Here is a 19,821-nt window from a genome sequence, read left to right on the forward strand (position 1 = left end):
GCTCCTGATCAGTGCTCGGCGAACCAGCCGGTCACCGCGGGGGTGAGGTTCTGGTAGATGTGCTTGGCCTCCTGATATTCGGCGAGTCCGGTCGGACCGAGCTCTCGTCCGAAGCCGGACTGTTTGAACCCACCCCACTCGGCCTGCGGGAGATAGGGGTGGTAGTCGTTGACCCAGATCGTGCCGTGGCGCAGACGCCTTGCGATGCGCTGAGCGCGACCGGCATCCTGCGACCACACAGCGCCGGCAAGACCATAGATCGTGTCATTCGCGATCTCGATGGCCTCATCCTCGGTGGAGAACGTCTCCACCGTCACAACCGGACCGAAGGCCTCATCGCGCACGACGGACATCCCGCGCTGCACCTGGTCGAGGATCGTCGGCAGGTAGTAGAAGCCGTCCTCCAGATCGCCCTCGGGCGCTTTTCCGCCGGTGCGCAGTCGTGCGCCCTCTGCGACGCCGGCCTGCACGTATGCGTCGACCTTCTCACGATGTGCGGCGGAGATGAGCGGCCCGCTCTCTGCGCTTTCATCGAACGGTCCTCCGAGGCGGATGCCCTCTGCACGTCGCACCAGTTCGTCGACGAAGCGTTCAGCGATCGACTCTTCCACGATCAGCCTCGCCCCAGCGGAGCAGACCTGCCCGGAGTGCAGGAATGCCGCATTCAGCGCATTGTCGACGGCGGCGTCGAAGTCGGCGTCAGCGAAGATCACATTGGGGTTCTTCCCGCCGAGTTCCAGCGCGACCTTCTTCACGGTGGCTGCAGCGTTCGCGGCGAGCAACCTGCCTGTGACCAGGCCGCCGGTGAACGAGACCATGTCTACATCCTCATGCGTCGACAGTGGGCCACCGGCTGTGGCGCCCGCGCCGAGCACGAGGTTGGCGACCCCCGCAGGGAGGCCCAGTTCGTCGAGCACGTCCATCATCAGAATCGCGGTGTGCGGCGTCAGCTCGGCGGGCTTCAGCACGAAGGTGTTGCCCGCAGCCAGCGCCGGCGCGATCTTCCACGCCGCCTGCAGCAACGGGTAGTTCCACGGTGTGATCAGCGCGCAGACGCCGACCGGCTCGTACTCGATGCGGCTGAGGACGTCGGCGTTGCCGGCATCCACGATGCGACCGGCATCCTGCGCGGCCAGCTTTCCGAAGTAGTCGAAGCAGGCGGCGATGTCATCCATGTCGATGCGCGCTTCGACCATGCGCTTGCCGGTGTCGAGTGCCTCAGCACGGGCGAACTCCTCTTTGCGCTCGCGCAGTCGTGCGGCGACGCGCAGCACGAAGTCGCCGCGCTCGGCAGCCGGTGTCGCACTCCACACGCCGCTGTCGAATGCACGACGCGCGGCCTGGATGGCAGCGATCGCGTCGGCTGCGGTGGCCTCGTCGACGACCGCGACTAACGAGCCATCGGCAGGACAGCGGATCTCCCTGGTTCCCCCCTCGATCGCCGAGGTCCAGATGCCGTCGATGAAGAGTGTGGCGGTCATGGTGTCTCCTTCACTGTGGTCTCTTCGGTGCCGTCAGCGGCGGCGTCACCGCTGGACGCAGGATCAAGGAAATCGTCCTGCCAATCGGTGATCACCGGCAGCGCCTCGGTGAAGACGGGCTCGGACACATCGGCGGTGAGGCGCAGATACTCCAGGTGCGACTCGTAGCTGCTCAGCACGTCGGTGATCAGTTGGTCGGTGGTGTAACCGTAGACGTCGTACCCACGCGATCCGATGGCCGAGAACACTTCGAGGCGGAAGTAGTGCCCGGCGCCGCTCACGCTCAGATAGGAGTAGGAGGGCAACTCGTGCGCGACCGGATAGAGCTGGTACGTGAAGTCCTCACCCTCGTTGAAGTGAACAGTGAGTATCGGCGAGGGCATGTCGAGTCCGTCGATGTCGATGGTCTCGATGACGGCGTCGACTCCTGCCGCGCACAACTCCTCCTTCACGTCCTCCAGCGCCGGAGCCGCCACGTCGCCGAGGTAGGTGATCACCTGCGAACGCGTCGGATAGACGGTCGAGCGACGCAACCTCTGACGCCAGTTCGTCTGCGTCGGGCCGAAGCGGCCTGGAATCGTCGCGAGGTAGCCGGCACGGCGCTGCTTCTCTGCGCCGAGTGATCGGTAAAGCGAGATCATCACCAGATACAGCAGCAGTGAGACCGGCAGGCCGATGATGAGCGTCGCCGCCTGCAGTGTCGGAACCCCGCCGACCAGCAGCATGCCGAGGGTCAGGAGTCCGGTGGCGAGCGCCCAGAACACGCGCAGCAGCTTGCCGGCGTCCTGCCTGGGGTCTTCCATCTTCGATGTCAGATTCGCCAGCACAAGGGCGCCGGAGTCGGCGGAAGTCACGTAGAAGAGCAGGCCGGTCAGGAGCGCGACTGCGAGCACTATGGGGGCTGCTGGATACTGCTGCAACAGATCGAAGAATGCCCGTTCCGGGGTGTTGACTGCTGATTCGGCGAATGCTGTATCGCCGCCGAGGATGATCTCGAGAGCGGAGTTGCCGAAGATCGAGACGAAGATCGCGATGAACGCAAAGGGAATCAAGAGCACGCCGACGATGAACTGTCGGAGGGTGCGGCCACGCGAGATCCGCGCCAGGAAGAGCCCGACGAACGGTGCCCAGGCGACCCACCATGCCCAGAAGAACAGCGTCCACCCCTGCATCCAGGCATCAGGACGCTCCCACGCGAACGTCTCCATGAGCAGACTCGGGAACGTGGCGAAGAAGTCGCCGACGTTCATGACGAGACCATCGAGGATGCGCCGGGTCTGTCCGGTGATGGTGATCCACAGCAGCAGGATGATCGCGAGGATGACGTTGGCCTCGGAGAGACGGCGAATGCCTTTCTCCACACCGGATACGGTCGAGATCGTCGCCATCGCCACGGCGAGAACGATCAGTGCGATCTGCATCGAGACGCCATCCGGAGTTCCGAACAGCACGTGCATTCCGTAGCTGAGCTGCACGACGCCGATACCGAGCGTGGTCGCGATACCGAAGACGGTGCCGAGCACAGTGAAGATGTCGACGCTGTGACCGACCCAGCCGTTGGTGAACCTTCCGAAGATCGGAGAGAGCACCGACCGGATCGTCAGCGGCTTGTTGAGACGGTAGGCGAAGTAAGCGAATGCCGCGCCCATCAGCGCATACATCGCCCAGCCGACCGGACCGTAATGGAAGAACGTCCACACGATCGCCTGTCGTGCGGCGGCAATGGTCTCGCCTTCGCCCGTCGGCGGATTCATGTACTGCGCAGCAGGTTCTGAGACGGCGAAGAACATCAGGTCGATGCCGATGCCGGCAGCGAACAGCATCGAGGCCCACGTGAACATGCTGAATTGCGGCTTGGAGTGATCGGGGCCGAGCTTGGTGCGCCCCACAGAGGAGAACGCCAGAATCAGCACGAACACCACCACGATCGCTGCGGTGAGGACGAAGTACCAGCCGAAGTTCGTCGCGATCCAGCCGACCATGACGCCGATCACTTCACCGGCCTGAACCGGAGCGAAGATCGCCCACAGCGCGATGGCCAGAATCGCAGCCGCCGAGCCGATCAGCACTGGCCAACGAGGTGGTGGAACAGTGCTTCGCTTGATCACGGGCAGGGGCGGCGAGGTATCTTCAGGCATCACTTCAGTTTCGTTAGGAATCGCTCAGTCAAAGGCGTCGTCAGTCACGTGCTGCACTGACGATAGCAAAGACCGGAGAAACCGTTCAGGAGAGGCCGGCGAGCACTTCGGCCGTCGTCGACATCGTGATCTGAGGTGGATACAGGCCCATCACCGTGATCGCCGCGGCGTGATTCTCGGCCGATGACCCTGCACAGGCGTCGGCCGCGAGGGTGACACGAGCACCGGCGTCCGCCGCGGCCAGCGCCGTCGAGATCACGCAGCAGTCGGTCGAGACGCCGGCGAGCACGATGGATGCTCCGTGTCCGACGATCTGCTCGATCTCTGCGCCCCATTTTCCGAAGGTCGGCAGGTCGAGGGTGGGCCGGCTCGAGAGACCGGCAGCATCCGCAACCAGGTCGAACAACGGATCGGTCGGCGGCTGATCGGCGAACGGCCACGCGGCGAAGTACTCACCCCATGAGGTGGAGCGGTCGGCCGTCGGCATCCATCTGGTGACGAGCACGCGCTCGCCGAAGGCATCCGCCAGCGCGCGGATGCGCGGCATCGTCTCCGCGAAGAACGGCGACCCCCAGGCCGAGTCGGGCGAGGCGAAGATGTTCTGCGGATCGATGACGACGAGCCACTTTTCGGCCATCGCGTTCATGCTTCCTGCCGCTGGATCTTCGCGGCCCGCGCGAACCAGGCCACGAGGAACGACAGGATCAGTGCGAACAGCACGCCGAGGTTCGCATAGCCCCAGTCTTCGCGCCAGCCGAACATGTCGAGGAAGTACCCCTGCCAGTCGTTCCATGGGGTGTCGGGGATCTGGTTCATGACGAAGCCCCATCCGATCACTGTCGCCACGACCATCGTGATGATCGACGTCCAGTCGTACGCGCCGTAGCGACCAGACGAGTCGAATAGCGCTTCGTCGTCGTAGTCCTTCCGGCGGCGCAGGATGTCGGCGATGAGGATGCCCGCCCACGACGCCATCGGTACGCCGAGGGTGATGAGGAACGACTGGAACGGTCCGATGAAGCTCGTCGCGAAGAAGACGACGAAGATCGTGCCGGCCGTGAGGATGACGCCGTCGACTCCTGCTGCTGCGGGGCGCGGGATGCGGATGCCGAGGCTCAGCAGCGTCAGACCGGAGGAGTAGATGCCGAGGACAGCGCCTGACACCAGGGTGAGGATGGCGACGATGAGGAACGGGAACAGCGCCCACGCGGGCAGCAGCACGGCGAGCGCGCCGATCGGGTCTGAGCCGACAGCGTCCAGCAGAGTTTCATCGGAACCGGCGAGGAGCAGTCCGAAGAAGACCAGGATGATCGGGGCCACAGAGCCGCCGATCGTATTCCACCCGATGATCGCCCCGTCGGATGCCGTTCGCTTCTGATAGCGCGACCAGTCGGCGGCGATGTTGATCCAGCCGAGCCCGAATCCGGTCATCACCATGACCAGCGCGCCGATCGTCTGAGCAACAGTGCCGTCTGGTCGGGAGAACGCCGTGCCCCAGTCGATGTGCTGGAATGTGAGGATCAGGAACAGCACCGTCATCGCACCGGTGAGCCAGGTGAGCACGGACTGCAGCTTCATGATCGTGTGGTAACCGAGCACGGATGCTCCGACGATGAGTGCCGCGACGACGATCGTCGCGATGATCTTCACCGCGGTGTCATCGCCGGTCGTCCAGCCGAGTTCGCTCAGGATCGTCCCCGTGGCGAGCACGGCGGTGATCGCGAGCGACGTCTCCCAGCCGATCGAGGTGAGCCACGAGACGATGCCGGGAAGTTTCTGGCCCTGCACGCCGAAGGCCGCACGCGACAGCACCATGGTCGGTGCGGAGCCACGCTTGCCGGCGACCGCGATCAGACCGCACAGCGCGAACGATACGACGATGCCGATGATGGACACCAGGGTGGCCTGCCACAACGAGATGCCGAACCCGAGCAGGAACGACCCGTACGACATGCCGAACACCGACACGTTCGCCGCGAACCACGGCCAGAACAGGTCGCGCGGTTTCGCCGTGCGTTCGGACTCGGGGATGATCTCGATGCCGGCGCGCTCGATCAATCCCGGCGCTGTCGCAATCTTCTCTGACATGCCCCTATATTGGCACCGAGCGGCCCGTGAGGGGCGCTACCAGGTGTTCCAGGAGGGTTCGTCCGCTCGCTCTCGCTCGCGTTCGCTGTTGAGTGCTTCATCGACGGCTTTGTAGTCGAGGTGTGGGTCTCGCCATTTGGCGTAGGGGTCCCACCAGCCTGGGCCTCGGATCTCGGGTCTGCCGTTTCGGATGCGGATGTGCCAGATGCCTTCGTCGAGGGTGCGGTGATGATGCCAACACAACGGCACCCCGTTGGACGTATGTGTCGGCCCACCACGGGCGTGTTCATCGACGTGATGGATTTCGCACCATTCTGCGGGCACATCACAGCCCGGGATGAGACATTCGCGATCACGGAGCACGATCGCCCGGCGTTGGACCGCGGTGAACAGGCGCGCACTGGTCCCGATCGCGATGATCGCGCCTTTCTCATCGAACAGCACCCGTTGCACCCCGCCCGCGCAGGCGGCGTGGTCGGCGGCGCCGAGGGGCACGTCGTATCCGGCGCCTTCGACCCTGGCCCGCCCGGTGCGGGTGGTGAAGTCTTCCGCGGTGACGGACACGACCAGCGTCGGCGCGGCACCACCCAACGTGGGCATACCCCCGGACGCCGCAGCGACCATCAGTGCGGTCGCGAACGCGTCGTGACGTTTCTGGGCATGCGTGCGTAGGTCCGCGGCGTCCTCGGGCGGCGCGGCTACCTTGTGGGATTCGAGCCCGTCCGCACGATCCGAATCCACCGGCGCACCGTACTCGGTGCTGCTGGAGGAGTACTTCGCATCAAAGTCCGCATCGCTGAGACCCTCCCCGTCGCCGTCGCCGTCGCCTTCAGGTTCGCCGTCGCCGGTGTCGTCGGAGGGCCGGAATCGCACCGTGCTGCTTCCGCCGCGTGCTTTGTCTTCGGCTTTCGGGTTCATCAGACTGTCGATGAGTTTCTGCAACTGTGCGGCGACCTCGGGCAGCAACTCACCGCGCACCGGGACGGACCCGTCGCGGAGCTTCCCGATCGTGAAATGCCTCCGGCGCTTACCCGCACGATCCGACGGCTCCGCACCATCCGGATCCAACCGGGCCACAATATGCGCGGCCAGAGCGGCGAGCTCATCCGTCGTCGGCAACGGCCCCCGCCCAGAGCTCTCATCGCTCAGGTCATGATCCGGACCGTCCAACGGCAGCCCGGACGCGAACCGTGCCAGCACGGCATCGGCCGCCAGGCGATCGGTCACACCGATCCGGGTCGCTTTCTGCAACGGGACCGTGCACGCCAAAAACCCGCCCACCGACAGGTATCCGTCTGCCAACGCCGCCGCCAGTTCTGGGAACTTTCCCGGCAATAGTGTCCCCGAGGTGATGTCCGTCTCTCGGCGCACCGCTCCGGCTGCGGTCACATACCTTCGTGCGGCAGGCCCGTCCACAAGCAGCGTGCGCCGCAGCAACTCGGCGGCATCCCGGCATCCCGCCCGGGTCGAGAACCGGGCATCCCGCTCAACCTGATCCCGCCCCACGACCTGGTCCGTGACCGCGACGATCGCCCCATCCAGGCGGCGCTGCACCCGCCCCAACACCTGTACCACATCCAACAGTTCGGAGTCGTTCGCGAAGCGTACTCCGCCATCCGCACCGTCACCCGCGCAGGAGGAACCCATCGCATCGGCCAACAACCGATCGATGCTCTCCAACTCCTGAACCAGGGATGTCATACCCCCATTCAACCCAGGGCCACCGACATTCAAACCCCAGATCAGGCACTATTCACAACCTGTGGACAACCACCCATAATCATCCATCTGTGGAGGAATAGTCGGGACGTCACAGAGGAGCCGTGAGGGCGAAGGTCTGGCCTGGTGCCTGGTGGCTCAGGCCGCGAAGAACGCCGTCGCAACCTGTGTCAAGGCTTCGAGGTCGGCGACCCCGGCGAGCTCGCGCGCGGAATGCATGGAGAGGATCGGGATGCCGACGTCGACGGTGCGGATGCCGAGACGGGTGGCCGTGATCGGGCCGATCGTCGAGCCGCACGGCACAGCGTTGTTGGAGACGAACTCCTGGGATGCGATGCCAGCGCTCTCGCACCATCCGGCCCAGGCGGCTGAGCCGATAGCATCCGTCGCATAGCGCTGGTTGGCGTTGATCTTCAGGATCGGTCCCGACCCGAGCAGAGGCTGCACCACGGGATCGTGCTTCTGCGCGTAGTTCGGGTGCACCGAGTGTCCGACATCGCTGGAGAGGTGCCAGGATGCCGTGAGCGCGCGGCGCTGTTCGGTGGCATCGGCGCCGAGTCCGGCGTAGATGCGCGCGAGGATGTCCTCGAGGAACGGCCCTGCGGCGCCCGAGCGGGAGGCGGAACCGAGCTCTTCATGGTCGAATGCGGCGAGCACGGCGATGCCGCGGGGCTCTCCGGCCGCCGAGCCCATCGAAGCGCCGGCGAGCGCCACGACGCCGGCGTGCACCGACGCGAGGTCATCCAGCCGTCCGCTCGCGAAGAACGCCTTGTCCTTGCCGAACACGGCTCCGCGCGCCGAGTCGGCGACGACGGCGTCGAACCCGCGGATGTCTGCGGCGTTCACCCCGGCCGAAGCGGCCAGCTCGCCGAGCAGGTCTTCCTCGCTCGGGTCGCCGAGTCCCCACACGGGCTGCGTCTCGTTCTGCTTGTCGAGCGCCAGGCCGTTGTTGACTCCGCGGTCCAGATGCACGGCGAGCTGCGGCAGCCGCAGCAGCGGGCCGGTGTCGGCGAGCACGACGCGGCCGTCGGCGAGTGCGAGTCGCCCGGCCAGGCGCAGCTCGCGGTCGAGCCAGGAGTTCAGCAGCGGTCCGCCGTAGATCTCGACACCGGCCTGCAGCCAGCCACGAGAGCCGGTCGTCGGCTGAGGCTTGAGTTTGAACCCGGGGGAGTCGGTGTGCGCGCCGAAGATCTGCGCCGGGGTGGTGGGGGCTGCACCTGTGGGGACGACCCATGCGATCGCTGCGCCGTCGCGTACGACGACGAAACGGCCGCCGGCCTGCGTCGGCCACGCGTCGCCCTCATCCAGGCGCGCGAATCCGACCGATTCCAGCCGCCGTGCGACCTCTTCCGCGGCGTGGTAGCTGGAGGGAGAGGCTGCGACGAAGTCGGCGAGATCCTCGGCGTGGGTCAGAGCGACCGGAGTGGCGGGCATCCTACGATCGTAGACGCGGGGATGCGTGCTCGCTGGACCCGATCAGCGGAAATTGATGAGCCCGGCGTGCGCCGCGGTGACGAGGATCTGCACCCGATCGCGCACCTGCCATTTCGACATGATGCGTCCGAGGTGGGCTTTGACCGTGCCCTCCGAGACGATGAGCGTGCGCGCGATCTCGGCGTTGGACATGCCCTGTGCGAGCCGATCGAGCACCTCTGCCTCGCGTTCGGTGAGTGTCTCCAGTTCACCGGCTCGCCCTCCCGTCGGGGCGCCGTCGCGGATGTGCTTGACGAGCATCGAGGCGATCTTCGGCGACAGCGAGCTCGCGCCGTTGTACACGTCCCTGACGCCTGCGACGATGCTGTCGGCGTTGGAATCCTTGAGCATGTATCCGGATGCCCCGGCGCTGAGCATCGGGAGCACCGTCTCGCTGCCGTCGAGCGTGGTCACGGCGAGCACGCGGACATCGGTCCAGCGTTCGACGATGGTCGCTGTGGCCTCGATTCCGTCCATCTCCGGCATCTGAACGTCCATCATGATGACGTCAGGTCGGTCCTTCTCCACCGCGGCGATCGCTTCGAGGCCGGTCTCGGCTTCGCCGATGACCTCGATCTCGGGGTCGCGGGACACGAAGTGCGACAACGCCGAGCGCACCAGCGGATCGTCATCGACGATGAGAACTCGGATGTGCGGCATGGGAGAAAGCCTAACGCCGGGTTCGATACCGGTGATTGGTGTGGACCTTTGGCCAAAAAAGACTGATCGGGAGTCTGATGCGCCAGATCAGAGTCGGCGCGATGATCTAGTAGTACCCCCGACAAACGACTAATACTAGGTGGTGAAAACCATGACCTTCTGGGAACAGATGGCACGCATATTCGGTCTCTATCGCTAGGCTAGCTGGCGGATAGGAGATAAGGAAGCTATGGCTTTAGGTCTGTCGATCCGAGACGACCCCGGCTTTCTCCGCCTGACACGAGACGAGGCGCTGGGCGCGCTTGAGCGCATAGCGGTGCTGGTGCTCATCGCCGGCCTCATCGTCGTCGACATCTTCAGTCTTTTCTCGCCGGGCGTGAATCTCCTGGCGACCATTCTCAGCATCGCGACCACGGCGACCTTCGCGCTCTACCTATGGTGGCCATGGGCGGCAACGGCCGTGCTCGCGGTGCTTTTCGCGTTGTCGTTCACTGTGAACACGCAGTTCAACGTTATATTCGCGGCGGCCGTCGCAATCGGCTTGGTGATTCGACTGGGTCGAACTGTGCTCGTGCTCTCCTACGGAGCGCTCTTCCTGGTCGCCGTCGCCGTGATCGCGTACACAGACGGCGGTTCCACGGTCAATGTAGGCACGTATCTCATCCTCGCGGCAGTGGCCGGTGCGATCGGGTTCGCCCTTCGTCTGACCTCGGCCAGAGGCCATCGGCTTGAAGAGCAGCTCGCGATCCAGGCCGAACAGGAGCGTGAGGCAGTTCTCGCCGAGCGCCGCTGGATCGCCGGCGAACTCCACGACAGCATCGCCCACCACCTCACGATCGTCGCTCTGCATGTGCAGATGCTCGATGACCCGCAGACCAGTCGTGGTTCGCAGGAGGCGATCCGTATCGCTGCGCGAAAGGCGATGACCGATCTGCGTTTCGTGATCGAACTCGCAGACGACGCCCCCGGCACCTCGGCTGTGCAGACCGGGGATCTCGCCGAGGCGATCGCAGAGGCTCATGCAGAGATAGAGACAGCGGGGCACTCGGTGAAGACCGACGGAGACCCCCGCGATGCGAGGCTGCCGAGGGTCGCCGAGATCGTTCTCGCGCGGATCATGCGCGAGTCGGCCACGAACGTTCTGAAGCACGCGGGCCCCGGCCCGGTGCGGATCGACCTCGACGTCGATGACGAATCAGCTGTGCTGGCGATCCGCAGCCCGCTCCCCGCGACTCCCAGACGGGATCTGCCCTCGAGTCGCACTGGACTGAACCGGATGGCCGAGCGCGTACTCGGAGCGAGCGGCGAATTCAGCGCGGGTGCCGTCGACGGGCAATGGTGCGTATCCGCCAAAGTGCCCATCGGCTGAGCGCGAAACGCCAGAGTGCGCGGGCTCTCGATCTGGACGAAAGTCCATACGGTATCGACGTTGGTCCCTTATGGCCTGTCCGGTGCGCACGTAGCCTGAGAGCACCCCAGAAATGAGCGTCCCCAGCGCTCGATCGCGGGCGCGGCTCTGTCTTTGAGCCGAGGCCCGCGATCGCTGGTTAACGCGCTTGTCGATCGGTTGTCGACGCACATGCCGATCGCGCCGTCCGATCGCGCCGTCCGATCTCTCCGATCGCGCCGCTCGGGTGCCCGTTCCGCTCGTGTTCATGCGGGCGAAGAGCCGGTAAACGGGAGGCAAACACTTCCGAGAACGGCGCGAAGCGTGCACTGCCGGGTGTCACAGTGGATCCGATCCCCACACCCGGAAAGGCCATCATGACGCGTCATCCCGTGGCCTCCGAAGCTGCCGACCTCGTCGTCGTGGGCTCTGGCATTCTCGGTCTCGGTGCCGCGTACGCGGGCATCCGCCGGGGCCTCAGCGTGATCGTCCTCGATCGCACCGATGCGCCGGTCGGCGCCACGATCCGCAACTTCGGTCACATCTGCATCGGGGCGCAGTCGGGGCTCGCCCGCGAGTTCGCCGACGCGTCGCGCGACATCTGGCTTCGTCTCGCGACGGACGCCGGGTTCTGGCTGCGCGAATCGGGCACGCTGGTCGCCGCACGACAGGCGGACGAGCTCGCGGTCCTGGAAAGAGCCGCATCCGGGCAGGACGCCGACATCCGGATGCTGGACGCAGACGAGCTGCGCCTGCGAGCACCCCTGCGCCGCGACGCCGTGATCGGCGGCGCACTCATCGCGCCCGATCTGCAGACCGACCCGCGCGAGGCCGCCGGGGCGATCGTCCGCCACCTCGCATCCCTTGGTGTCGAGTTCCGATTCCGCACCGCGGCCACCGCGGTGGCATCCGGTCGTGTGCAGACCACGCGCGGCGCGATCGACGCCGGCCTCGTCGTCGTCGCCACCGGTCACGACATCGACCAGTTGCTGCCCGATCTGGCCGAGAGTGCGGGCGTCGTCCGCTGCGCGCTCGACATGATGCGCGTCACGGCTCCTCTGCCGCGCACCCTCGACGCCCCGCTGCTGACCGCCTGGTCGCTGCTGCGTTACGGGCGTTTCGCCGCCTTCCCGGAGACCACGACGCTTCGAGAGCGGCTGCACGCCGAACGCCCGGAGCTCGCCGCTCTCGATCTCAACCAGATGTACACGCAGTTGCCAGACGGCTCGGTCATCCTGGGCGACTCGCATGCCAAGGCGATTCAGCCCGCACCCTTCCAGCCCGAGGCCGCCTTCGACGCGTTCCTCGATGAGGCGTCGGCGCTGTTCGACGTCGAAGAATTCCGGGTCCTGGAGCGCTGGCAGGGTGTCTACGCATCCGCCGCAACCGAGTTCCTCATCGAAGAGCCGGAAACCGGGCTCCACGTGATCGCCGCCACCACGGGGATCGGGATGACGACCGGGCTCGGCCTCGCGGAACGCACTCTTGACACTGCATTCGACCGGGCACCGCTGCCCGTACAAGGAGGAACCCCATGACCGCTATCGAACTCGTCGTCCTCGACATGGCTGGAACGACCGTGCTCGACGACGGTGTGGTGGAGCAGGCGTTCCAGCGCGCGGCCGAGCGCACCGGCGTCGCCGAGCGGATGCCGTGGGCGGATGCCCTGCAGTACGTCCGCGACACCATGGGCATGTCGAAGATCGACGTCTTCACGCACCTGTCCGGTGGCGATGTCGTCGCAGCCACCGCGGCCACCGCGGCGTTCGAGGGCGCGTACTCCGAGATCGTCGCCGAGCAGGGCGTGGCGGAGATCCCCGGCGCGGCCGAGGCGATCGCGCAGATGCGCGATGCGGGCCTCAAGGTCGCACTGACGACGGGCTTCGCTCCGGTCACGCGCGACGCGCTGATCGACGGACTCGGCTGGCGCGGACTGATCGACATCGCTCTGTCGCCGGTCGACGCCGGTCGCGGCCGTCCGGCACCAGACCTCGTGCTCACCGCGTTGCTGCGCACGCAGGCGTCCGCCGTCACCGCCGTGGCGGTCATCGGCGACACCAGCAGCGATGTGCAGTCCGGCCGCCGTGCCGGCGCCGGCTTCGTCGCCGGAGTTCTCAGCGGTGCGCATGATCGCGCGACGCTGGAGCGCGCCGGAGCGGATGCTGTGCTCGACGACGTCACCGCGCTGCTGCCGACGCTTCACGAGCGCGCACTTCTCGGCACCGCCCTCGCGCGGACCTCCTGACATGCGCACGCTGCTGCCGCACGATGAACGGCAGGACGTGACGCTGAGACCCGCGGCGACGGCGAAGGTCTGGCTCGGCGTCGGCCAGGAGCATGAGACCGTCGCGGTGCCGGGCGTAGGCCTCGGGCACGGCGACGTGCTGATCGCCGTCGAGCTGTCGACCATCTGCGGCTCCGATGTGCACACCGTCCAGGGCCATAGGTCGGCGCCGGCGCCGCTGGTGCTCGGTCACGAGAGCGTCGGCCGGGTGATCGCGATCGGCGAAGGCGGTGCGACGGCGGCGGATGGCGCGGCTCTGCGCATCGGCGACCGCGCGGTGTGGTCGGTGACGGTGTCGTGCGGCACCTGCGATCGGTGCACGTCGGGACTGACGCAGAAGTGTCGCACGTTGGTGAAGTACGGTCACGAGCGGATCGGCCCGCGTTGGGAGCTGACCGGCGGCTTCGCGAGCCATGTGCACCTGCGCACGGGAACCACGATCGTGCGCGTGCCTGAGGCGCTTCCGGCCGCTGTGCTGGCGCCGGCCTCGTGCGCCACGGCCACAGCGTGGGCCGCCGTCGTCCGAGGTGCGGCCGGGCGCAGCCTCGAGGGCATGAGGGTGCTCGTCTACGGCGCGGGGCTCGTCGGACTCTCCGCGGCGGCCATCGCCGCCGACGACGGAGCCGATGTCACCATCGTGGACCCGTCCCCGTCCAGGCGGGCGTTCGCGGAGCGATTCGGCGCCGCATCGGCTGTGAAGGCGACAGAGCCGGCGGACATCGTGATCGAAGCATCCGGTCATGCCGTCGCCGACGCGATCGCGGCGGCGGACGTCGGCGGAGCCGTCGTGCTGGTGGGCAGCGTGTTCCCCGCCGATCCGGTTCCGCTGGAAGCCGAGAGCCTTGTGCGGCGGCTGCTCACGGTGACCGGCGTGCACAACTACACCGGTGCCGAGCTCGCGTCGGCGGTCGGATTCCTCGCCGGGCGAGGACGCGCCTATCCGTTCGCGGACGTGGTCGGCGCCGTGCACCAGCTCGATGACGTGGATGCCGCGCTCGCCGCAGCGGCGGCACCGGGCGCGCCGCTGCGCGTGGCGCTCAACCCGCGTTGACCGGCAGCGGGTACAGGCGGCGCAGGATCACCCGCTGCACGAGCGTCCACGCCACCGTGACGGTGAGGTAGAGCCCCGCAGCCAACGGCACGAACACGGCGAACGCCGCAGTGAGATAGTGCAGCGCACTCATCATGCGCAGCATCCCGGGCGATGACAGCGGAGAGTCGTCGACGGGGACCGGCTGGAACACGCGGCGGGTGATCTCGGCCACGACGATCATGATCGCGATCAGGGCGCCGTACACGAGGAGCGTCGGCAGCGAGAACGGGCCGGTCGCCAGCATGCCCACGAGGCTCGTGCCGAGTGACGCGCCGAACAGTTCATGCGCCAGCAGATCATTGGCGTGGCCTGCGATATCGGTGCGCAGGAACAGCGTGTAGAGGATGCCGATCACCGGCGCCTGCAGCAGCACCGGCAGGCACCCGGCGAGCGGCGAGGTGTTCTCGTCCTTGTACAGCTGCATGGTCTCGCGCTGCAGACGCTCGGGGTTCTTCTTGTGGCGCTTCTGGATCTCGCGCAGCTTCGGCGCGAGCCGGGCGCGGGTCTGCTCGGCCCTGGCCTGAGAGATGCCGACGGGGATGAGCAGTGCGCGGATGAGGAGGGTGATGAGAATGACGGCGGCCGCAGCCGCCGCCGTGCCGGCGAACGGCGCGAGCAGATCGGCCAGGCCGGTGAGGACGCCGTATGCGGCGTCGAGGATCGCCGCGATCGGCGGAAAGGCATAGATGTCCAAGAGGGTCCGTTCAGAGTGTGCGGGAATGTCGGCTGCGCCTGCGGCGCATGCATCAAGAGATGCGCCGCGTTCCCGTCACGAACGGACGGTCACACGGCGCGCACGACTCCCGGGGCCCTGGGACGGGGATGACCTGCGGCATCCGGATCGTTCTGAGACAGCAGCACGGAACGGCCGATGGCGCGCAGCGGATGAGGGGCCGAGCCCTCCCCGGTCTGCAGTACGCCGAGGGTGATGGCGACGACGAGCGTCGCGACGGCGAGCAGGGCGACGGCGAGGCTGAGGGCCGCGAGATCCAGCGACGCGAGATCGGGCATGCCTGCGAACCCGAGGGCGGACAGCACGAGCTGCATGAGCTGCTCGATCCAGTCCGTCATGTCATCGAGGATATCAGCGGGCTGCCGGGGCGTAGCCTCGATGGCATGAGTGAACTGCGTGAGATCCTCGGCGTGCGGCATCCGATCCTTCTGGGAGCTTTCGGTGGGTTGTCATCGATCTCGCTGACCGCCGCCGTGAGCGATGCGGGCGGTCTCGGTGCCTATGGGCTCTATGGATACGACGGCGAGCGGATCCGATCGACGGCGGCGGCGCTGCGCGAGGCGACGGATCGGCCGTTCGCCCTCAACATCTGGCTCCCCATGGGTGACGAGGTCGAACCCGGTCCGCAGCACACGGTGTTCGCGCAGGCGCTCGAGCCGTTCTACGAAGCCGTGGGCGTCGACGTTCCCGCACGTCCTGAGCGCTATCTGCCGTCTCTCGATGAGCAGCTCGGAGCGATCTGGGATGCGGCCCCCGCCGTGCTCAGCGTCGTTTTCGGGGTGCCGTCGGCCGAGATCGTCGAAGAGGCTCATCGCCGCGGCATCCGCGTCGTCGGCACCGCGACGACCGTCGAGGAAGCCGTCGCGCTGGACGCCGCCGGAGTCGATGCGATCATCGCGTCGGGGTCGGAGGCGGCCGGCCACCGCGTCTCGTTCCTCCGGCCGGCTGCCGACTCATTGGTCGGTACGTTCGCCCTCGTGCCTCAGGTGGCGGATGCCGTCTCGGTGCCGGTGATCGCGGCAGGAGGCATCGCCGATCGCCGAGGGGTCGCGGCGGCGTTCGCACTCGGCGCCCAGGGCGTGCAGGTCGGCACGGCGTTCCTCCGGACGACGCAGTCCGCGGCGACCGACGCGCACCGGGCGGCGATCAACCAGACGGCGGCTGGTGAGAGCGTGCTGACCAGGGCGATGAGCGGCCGTCTGGCCCGTGGTGCACGCAACCGTGCTGTGCGGGCGATCGAGGCGAGCGGTACGATCGCGCCCTTCCCCATGCAGAACTGGCTGACCGGGAAGTTCCGCGCCGCGGCGGGGGAGCAGAACCTCGGCGAGTTGCAGTCGCTGTGGCTCGGGCAGGCCGCTCCGCTCGCCCGGCTGGACGACGCGACCGCTGTGTTCGATGAGCTGGTTGCGGGGCTGTGATCGGTTGCTCCTGTCGACATGCCGTTGACCGGGGCCACGCTCGCCGAATGGCTCGATGCGCACCCGCTGCCCGCGCGGCTGGTGCGTTCGTCCGAAGAGATCGAAGAGCAGATTCGACAAGCGCGGGAGTCATGGGATTGATCTATCCCGACAGCTGCATTCTCATCTATGCACTGGAAGACCAAGGTGCACGCGGGGATCGCACTCGCGCACGGCTGAGGGGCGTCGGCGAGGTGCTCGTGGCGAGCCCTCTGGTGCTGCATGAATGCCTGGTGAAACCGATGCGCGACGGAGATGCCGAGATGCGAAAGCGGTTCTCGGATGTCTATGACCGGATGGTGCACATCGACCTGGACCTGTCCGTGTTCGTTGAAGCAGCCGAACTCCGGGCCAGATTCGGGCTCAAGGGTCCGGATTCGCTGCATCTCGCGGCGGCACAGCTCGCGGGCGCCGAACAGCTCTGGACGAACAACAAGCGACTTGCCGCGGCATCTCGTGGGTTGGCCGTCGACGTTGTGAGTGGATGACCGAGGCTGGGCTGGATGACCGCGGCTGTCCGGTCGTAGCATCCGATCGGCACCGACACGACGTTCGCGCCGCCAGCTCGGGTTCGACGCCGCCGTACAGGCGCTGCAGTCGAACCAGGTCGACGCGGTCATGGCGGGAATGTCGATCACCGACGAGCGCAAGGCGACCTTCGACTTCAGCGCGCGTGCCGTCGACCTACAGGATGACGGTCGATTTCCCGTGCACGATCACGCGGTCCTCTGCATGCCATTGCACGGCGCGGGCGAGCACCTGACGCTCGACATCGGCGCCACGGCTCTGCAGGTCGGCCGCGGAATCGGAGTGCGAGGCGCGCGTGACGTCCTGCTCGATGATCGGCCCCTCGTCGAGGTCGGCCGTCGCGTAGTGCGCGGTGGCGCCGATGAGCTTCACGCCGCGCTCCTTGGCGCGCGCATAGGGGTTCGCGCCGATGAATGCGGGCAGGAACGAGTGGTGGATGTTGATGACGGGGGCGCCGACCTTCACGATGAAGTCGTCGGTGAGGATCTGCATGTACCGCGCGAGCACCACGAGATCGACGTTGCCCTGGAGCAGCTCCAACTGACGCTGCTCCATCGTGACCTTGTCGGCGGAGGGGATGTGTACGAAGGGCACCCCGAAGGTGCGCACGGACTCGGCGAGATCGGGGTGGTTGGAGATCACCATCGTGATGTCGATGTCGAGCTGGCCGCGCTGCGTGCGCCACAGCAGTTCCATGAGGCAGTGGTCGTACTTCGAGACGAAGATCGCCACCCGCTTCCGCTTGGCGACGTCGTGCAGAGACCATTCCATCCCGAATCGCCCCGCGACCTCTCCGATCGCGGCCTCGAGCGCGGGTCGTGCGGCAGCGAGGCCCGCGAGCTGGATGACCGTGCGCTGGAAGAACTGTCCGTCCGCGGCATCCGTCGAGTGCTGATCGAGCGAGACGATGTTCGCACCGTGCTCGGCGAGGACGCCGGCGACGGCGGCGACGATTCCAGGCTGGTCGTCGCAGGCGATGAGCAGACGTGCGGTGTCGGGCTGAGACATGGATGCTCCTTGCAAGGTGTTCGTAGATTCTCTCGCGTGAGTGAGTGCCGTGACGAATCGACACTGCGCAGGGCCGTGGTGTCGATACTCTGAGCGGGTGACTGCGAGCGAGATCGGGCTTGTGCTGCTGCCGCTGCTCGCGGTGGCCGCTCCGCTGCTGGCTCGCGGCATCCGTCCGGTGCTGCGAGTGCCGATCATCGTGTTCGAGCTCGTGCTCGGCATCATCGTGGGGCCGGCCGTGCTCGGCTGGGTCGCACCGGGGGAGGTGCTCGACAAGCTCAGCGATCTCGGGCTGGCGATGCTGTTCTTCATGGCAGGCAGCGAGATCGACTTCCGGGCGATCGCCGGTCGCCCGCTCGTGCGGGCCTCGCTCGGGTGGCTGCTCGGCCTGATGATCGGCATCGGAATCGGATTCCTGATCGCACCCGACACGGGAATGATCGTGATCGGGATCGCCCTGAGTTCGACAGCGCTGGGTACCCTCATGCCGATCCTGCGCGATGCCCGCGAACTTGGCACCCCGTTCGGGAAGACCGTCACCGCGATCGGTGCGGTGGGGGAGTTCCTGCCGCTGATCGCGATATCGATCTTCCTCAGCACGCGCCGTGCCCCGGTGGCGGCAGCGATCCTGCTCACGTTCGTCGTGCTCGCCGCTCTCGTGATCCTGATCGCGCGTCGCGCCCCGCACGGCCGCCTGCACGCATTCTTCGCAGCCACACTGCACACCTCCGACCAGTTCGGGGTGCGGTTCGTGCTGATGCTCATCGCCGGGCTGGTCGGGCTCAGCGTGGTGCTCGACCTCGACATGCTGCTGGGGTCCTTCGTCGCCGGGGCAGTGTGGCGCATCATCATGGCGCGGGCACCGGAGCCGGATGCCGCCGCCGTGGAGAGCAAGCTCGAGGCGATCGCGTTCGGGTTCCTGGTGCCGATCTTCTTCCTGTACACCGGTGTCACGTTCGAGCTCGGCGTGCTCGCAGCCTCGCCGCTCGCCCTTTCACTGGTGCCGCTGTTCCTGATCGCGCTGCTCGTGATCCGCGGTGCTGCGGCCCAGCTGTCGGCTTCGCGCGGGGCGGGCCTGCGCGAACGCACGGCGCTGGGGATGCTGGCGGCGACGGGCCTGCCGATCATCGTCGCCGTCACGGCCATCGGCGTGGATGAAGGCGTCCTCGACTCTGCGATCGCGGCGGCCCTGGTCGGAGCAGGCATGCTGTCGGTGCTGATCTATCCGCTCGTCGCGATGATCCTGCGCGGCGATCGTGCGCGACTGGATGCTGCGGAACAGGCACTGCCGCAGGGGGAGCTGTGAGCACGGCGGCCGAGATCCTGGACGCCGCGCGAGCGTCGCTTGTGGGCGTACCCAAGGAGGGGCTCGGCGAGGAGCGTTCGTCGCGCTGGCGTGGTGAGCGGATCGTGCGCGTGGGCGAGGCCTGGCACATCGGAGTGCTGCTGCTCACCGACCGCGAGCTGCTCGCGACAGCAGAGGTGCTGCGCGCTGCTGATCCAGGGCGTCGCGGCTACACCGCGGAATCGGCTCGAGCGAGGGCGGCGCGGCGGCAACTCGCGCTGCGGGGCGGCTTCGGCGAGGGCGACGTCGTGCACATCGGCTGGTCGGTCATCGATGTGGATGCCGTGGATGCCGGCGGCTCGTCCGGCCCGCTCGCGCTGCGTGACGGCGTGCCGTCCGTCCGCTGGTCGGGCGCCGGCGCGTACATGCCGCTGGAGGCGCATCTGCGCGAGCGGATCGAATTGATGCGCGATCTCTGAGACGCAGG

The 19,821-nt window shown here is 67.0% G+C and carries 18 protein-coding genes and 1 pseudogene; 9 read left to right on the plus strand and 10 right to left on the minus strand.

Annotated elements, in window-relative coordinates; translation table 11 throughout:
• Window positions 1–8 precede the first annotated feature (8 nt).
• The 7 genes from J1M43_RS04065 to J1M43_RS04095 form a co-directional block, all read right to left on the minus strand.
• Window positions 9–1,481, minus strand: a complete 1,473-nt coding sequence (locus J1M43_RS04065; protein WP_206475941.1) for an aldehyde dehydrogenase family protein — start codon at window positions 1,479–1,481, stop codon at window positions 9–11.
• On the minus strand, window positions 1,478–3,619 hold the full coding sequence (gene betT, locus J1M43_RS04070) for a choline BCCT transporter BetT (RefSeq protein ID WP_206475943.1): 2,142 nt from the start codon (window positions 3,617–3,619) through the stop codon (window positions 1,478–1,480). Before betT ends, J1M43_RS04065 begins: the two co-directional genes overlap by 4 nt.
• 85 nt (window positions 3,620–3,704) lie before the next feature.
• Window positions 3,705–4,256, minus strand: a complete 552-nt coding sequence (locus J1M43_RS04075) for a cysteine hydrolase family protein (protein ID WP_033106559.1) — start codon at window positions 4,254–4,256, stop codon at window positions 3,705–3,707.
• Between the two features lie 5 nt (window positions 4,257–4,261).
• Window positions 4,262–5,707: a cytosine permease gene (locus J1M43_RS04080; RefSeq protein ID WP_033105979.1), complete on the minus strand. Its 1,446-nt coding sequence runs from the start codon at window positions 5,705–5,707 to the stop codon at window positions 4,262–4,264.
• Window positions 5,708–5,743: 36 nt separating this feature from the next.
• Complete coding sequence (locus J1M43_RS04085; protein WP_206475945.1) at window positions 5,744–7,408, minus strand: HNH endonuclease signature motif containing protein; 1,665 nt, start codon at window positions 7,406–7,408, stop codon at window positions 5,744–5,746.
• 156 nt (window positions 7,409–7,564) lie between these two features.
• On the minus strand, window positions 7,565–8,860 hold the full coding sequence (locus tag J1M43_RS04090; RefSeq protein ID WP_206475947.1) for a M18 family aminopeptidase: 1,296 nt from the start codon (window positions 8,858–8,860) through the stop codon (window positions 7,565–7,567).
• A gap of 42 nt (window positions 8,861–8,902) precedes the next feature.
• Window positions 8,903–9,559: a response regulator transcription factor gene (locus J1M43_RS04095; protein WP_206475949.1), complete on the minus strand. Its 657-nt coding sequence runs from the start codon at window positions 9,557–9,559 to the stop codon at window positions 8,903–8,905.
• 229 nt (window positions 9,560–9,788) lie between these two features.
• Here J1M43_RS04095 and J1M43_RS04100 point away from each other — a divergent pair, with 229 nt between their 5' ends.
• The 4 genes from J1M43_RS04100 (at window position 9,789) to J1M43_RS04115 (ending at window position 14,281) form a co-directional block, all read left to right on the plus strand.
• Window positions 9,789–10,928, plus strand: a complete 1,140-nt coding sequence (locus J1M43_RS04100; RefSeq protein WP_241245188.1) for a sensor histidine kinase — start codon at window positions 9,789–9,791, stop codon at window positions 10,926–10,928.
• 395 nt (window positions 10,929–11,323) lie between these two features.
• On the plus strand, window positions 11,324–12,484 hold the full coding sequence (locus J1M43_RS04105; RefSeq protein WP_206475951.1) for a TIGR03364 family FAD-dependent oxidoreductase: 1,161 nt from the start codon (window positions 11,324–11,326) through the stop codon (window positions 12,482–12,484).
• Window positions 12,481–13,191: a phosphonatase-like hydrolase gene (locus J1M43_RS04110; RefSeq protein WP_206475953.1), complete on the plus strand. Its 711-nt coding sequence runs from the start codon at window positions 12,481–12,483 to the stop codon at window positions 13,189–13,191. The genes J1M43_RS04105 and J1M43_RS04110 overlap by 4 nt, the downstream gene beginning before the upstream one ends.
• A 1-nt stretch (window position 13,192) precedes the next feature.
• Window positions 13,193–14,281 (plus strand): alcohol dehydrogenase catalytic domain-containing protein, encoded by a 1,089-nt coding sequence (locus tag J1M43_RS04115; protein WP_206475955.1) that lies wholly within the window; start codon window positions 13,193–13,195, stop codon window positions 14,279–14,281.
• Here the strand turns inward: J1M43_RS04115 and J1M43_RS04120 are convergent.
• Window positions 14,268–15,017, minus strand: coding sequence for a YidC/Oxa1 family membrane protein insertase (locus J1M43_RS04120; RefSeq protein ID WP_206475957.1), 750 nt, complete (start codon window positions 15,015–15,017; stop codon window positions 14,268–14,270). The two genes, J1M43_RS04115 and J1M43_RS04120, sit on opposite strands and share 14 nt — an antisense overlap.
• 89 nt (window positions 15,018–15,106) lie before the next feature.
• Window positions 15,107–15,394 (minus strand): DUF6412 domain-containing protein, encoded by a 288-nt coding sequence (locus tag J1M43_RS04125; RefSeq protein WP_033106561.1) that lies wholly within the window; start codon window positions 15,392–15,394, stop codon window positions 15,107–15,109.
• Window positions 15,395–15,439: 45 nt separating this feature from the next.
• On the opposite strand from J1M43_RS04125, the gene J1M43_RS04130 reads away from it, so the two are divergent.
• From J1M43_RS04130 to J1M43_RS04140, 3 genes and pseudogenes are all read left to right on the plus strand, one after another.
• Complete coding sequence (locus J1M43_RS04130; RefSeq protein ID WP_206475958.1) at window positions 15,440–16,474, plus strand: nitronate monooxygenase family protein; 1,035 nt, start codon at window positions 15,440–15,442, stop codon at window positions 16,472–16,474.
• A 131-nt stretch (window positions 16,475–16,605) separates the two neighbouring features.
• A complete protein-coding gene (locus J1M43_RS04135; protein ID WP_033105988.1) occupies window positions 16,606–17,001 on the plus strand; it encodes a type II toxin-antitoxin system VapC family toxin in 396 nt (131 codons plus the stop codon).
• Window positions 17,002–17,041: 40 nt separating this feature from the next.
• A pseudogene (locus J1M43_RS04140) lies at window positions 17,042–17,173 on the plus strand (transporter substrate-binding domain-containing protein); the annotation flags it as partial.
• 24 nt (window positions 17,174–17,197) lie between these two features.
• On the opposite strand, the gene purU reads toward J1M43_RS04140, so the two are convergent.
• Window positions 17,198–18,049, minus strand: coding sequence for a formyltetrahydrofolate deformylase (purU, locus tag J1M43_RS04145; protein ID WP_033105989.1), 852 nt, complete (start codon window positions 18,047–18,049; stop codon window positions 17,198–17,200).
• Between the two features lie 97 nt (window positions 18,050–18,146).
• Between purU and J1M43_RS04150 the strand changes: the two genes are divergently transcribed.
• Window positions 18,147–19,355, plus strand: a complete 1,209-nt coding sequence (locus tag J1M43_RS04150) for a cation:proton antiporter (protein WP_033105990.1) — start codon at window positions 18,147–18,149, stop codon at window positions 19,353–19,355.
• On the plus strand, window positions 19,352–19,813 hold the full coding sequence (locus J1M43_RS04155) for a glutaminase (RefSeq protein ID WP_206475960.1): 462 nt from the start codon (window positions 19,352–19,354) through the stop codon (window positions 19,811–19,813). Before J1M43_RS04150 ends, J1M43_RS04155 begins: the two co-directional genes overlap by 4 nt.
• Window positions 19,814–19,821 lie beyond the last annotated feature (8 nt).

Origin of the sequence: Microbacterium sp. KRD172 (assembly GCF_017168295.1) — a bacterium.
Lineage (GTDB): Bacteria > Actinomycetota > Actinomycetes > Actinomycetales > Microbacteriaceae > Microbacterium > Microbacterium profundi.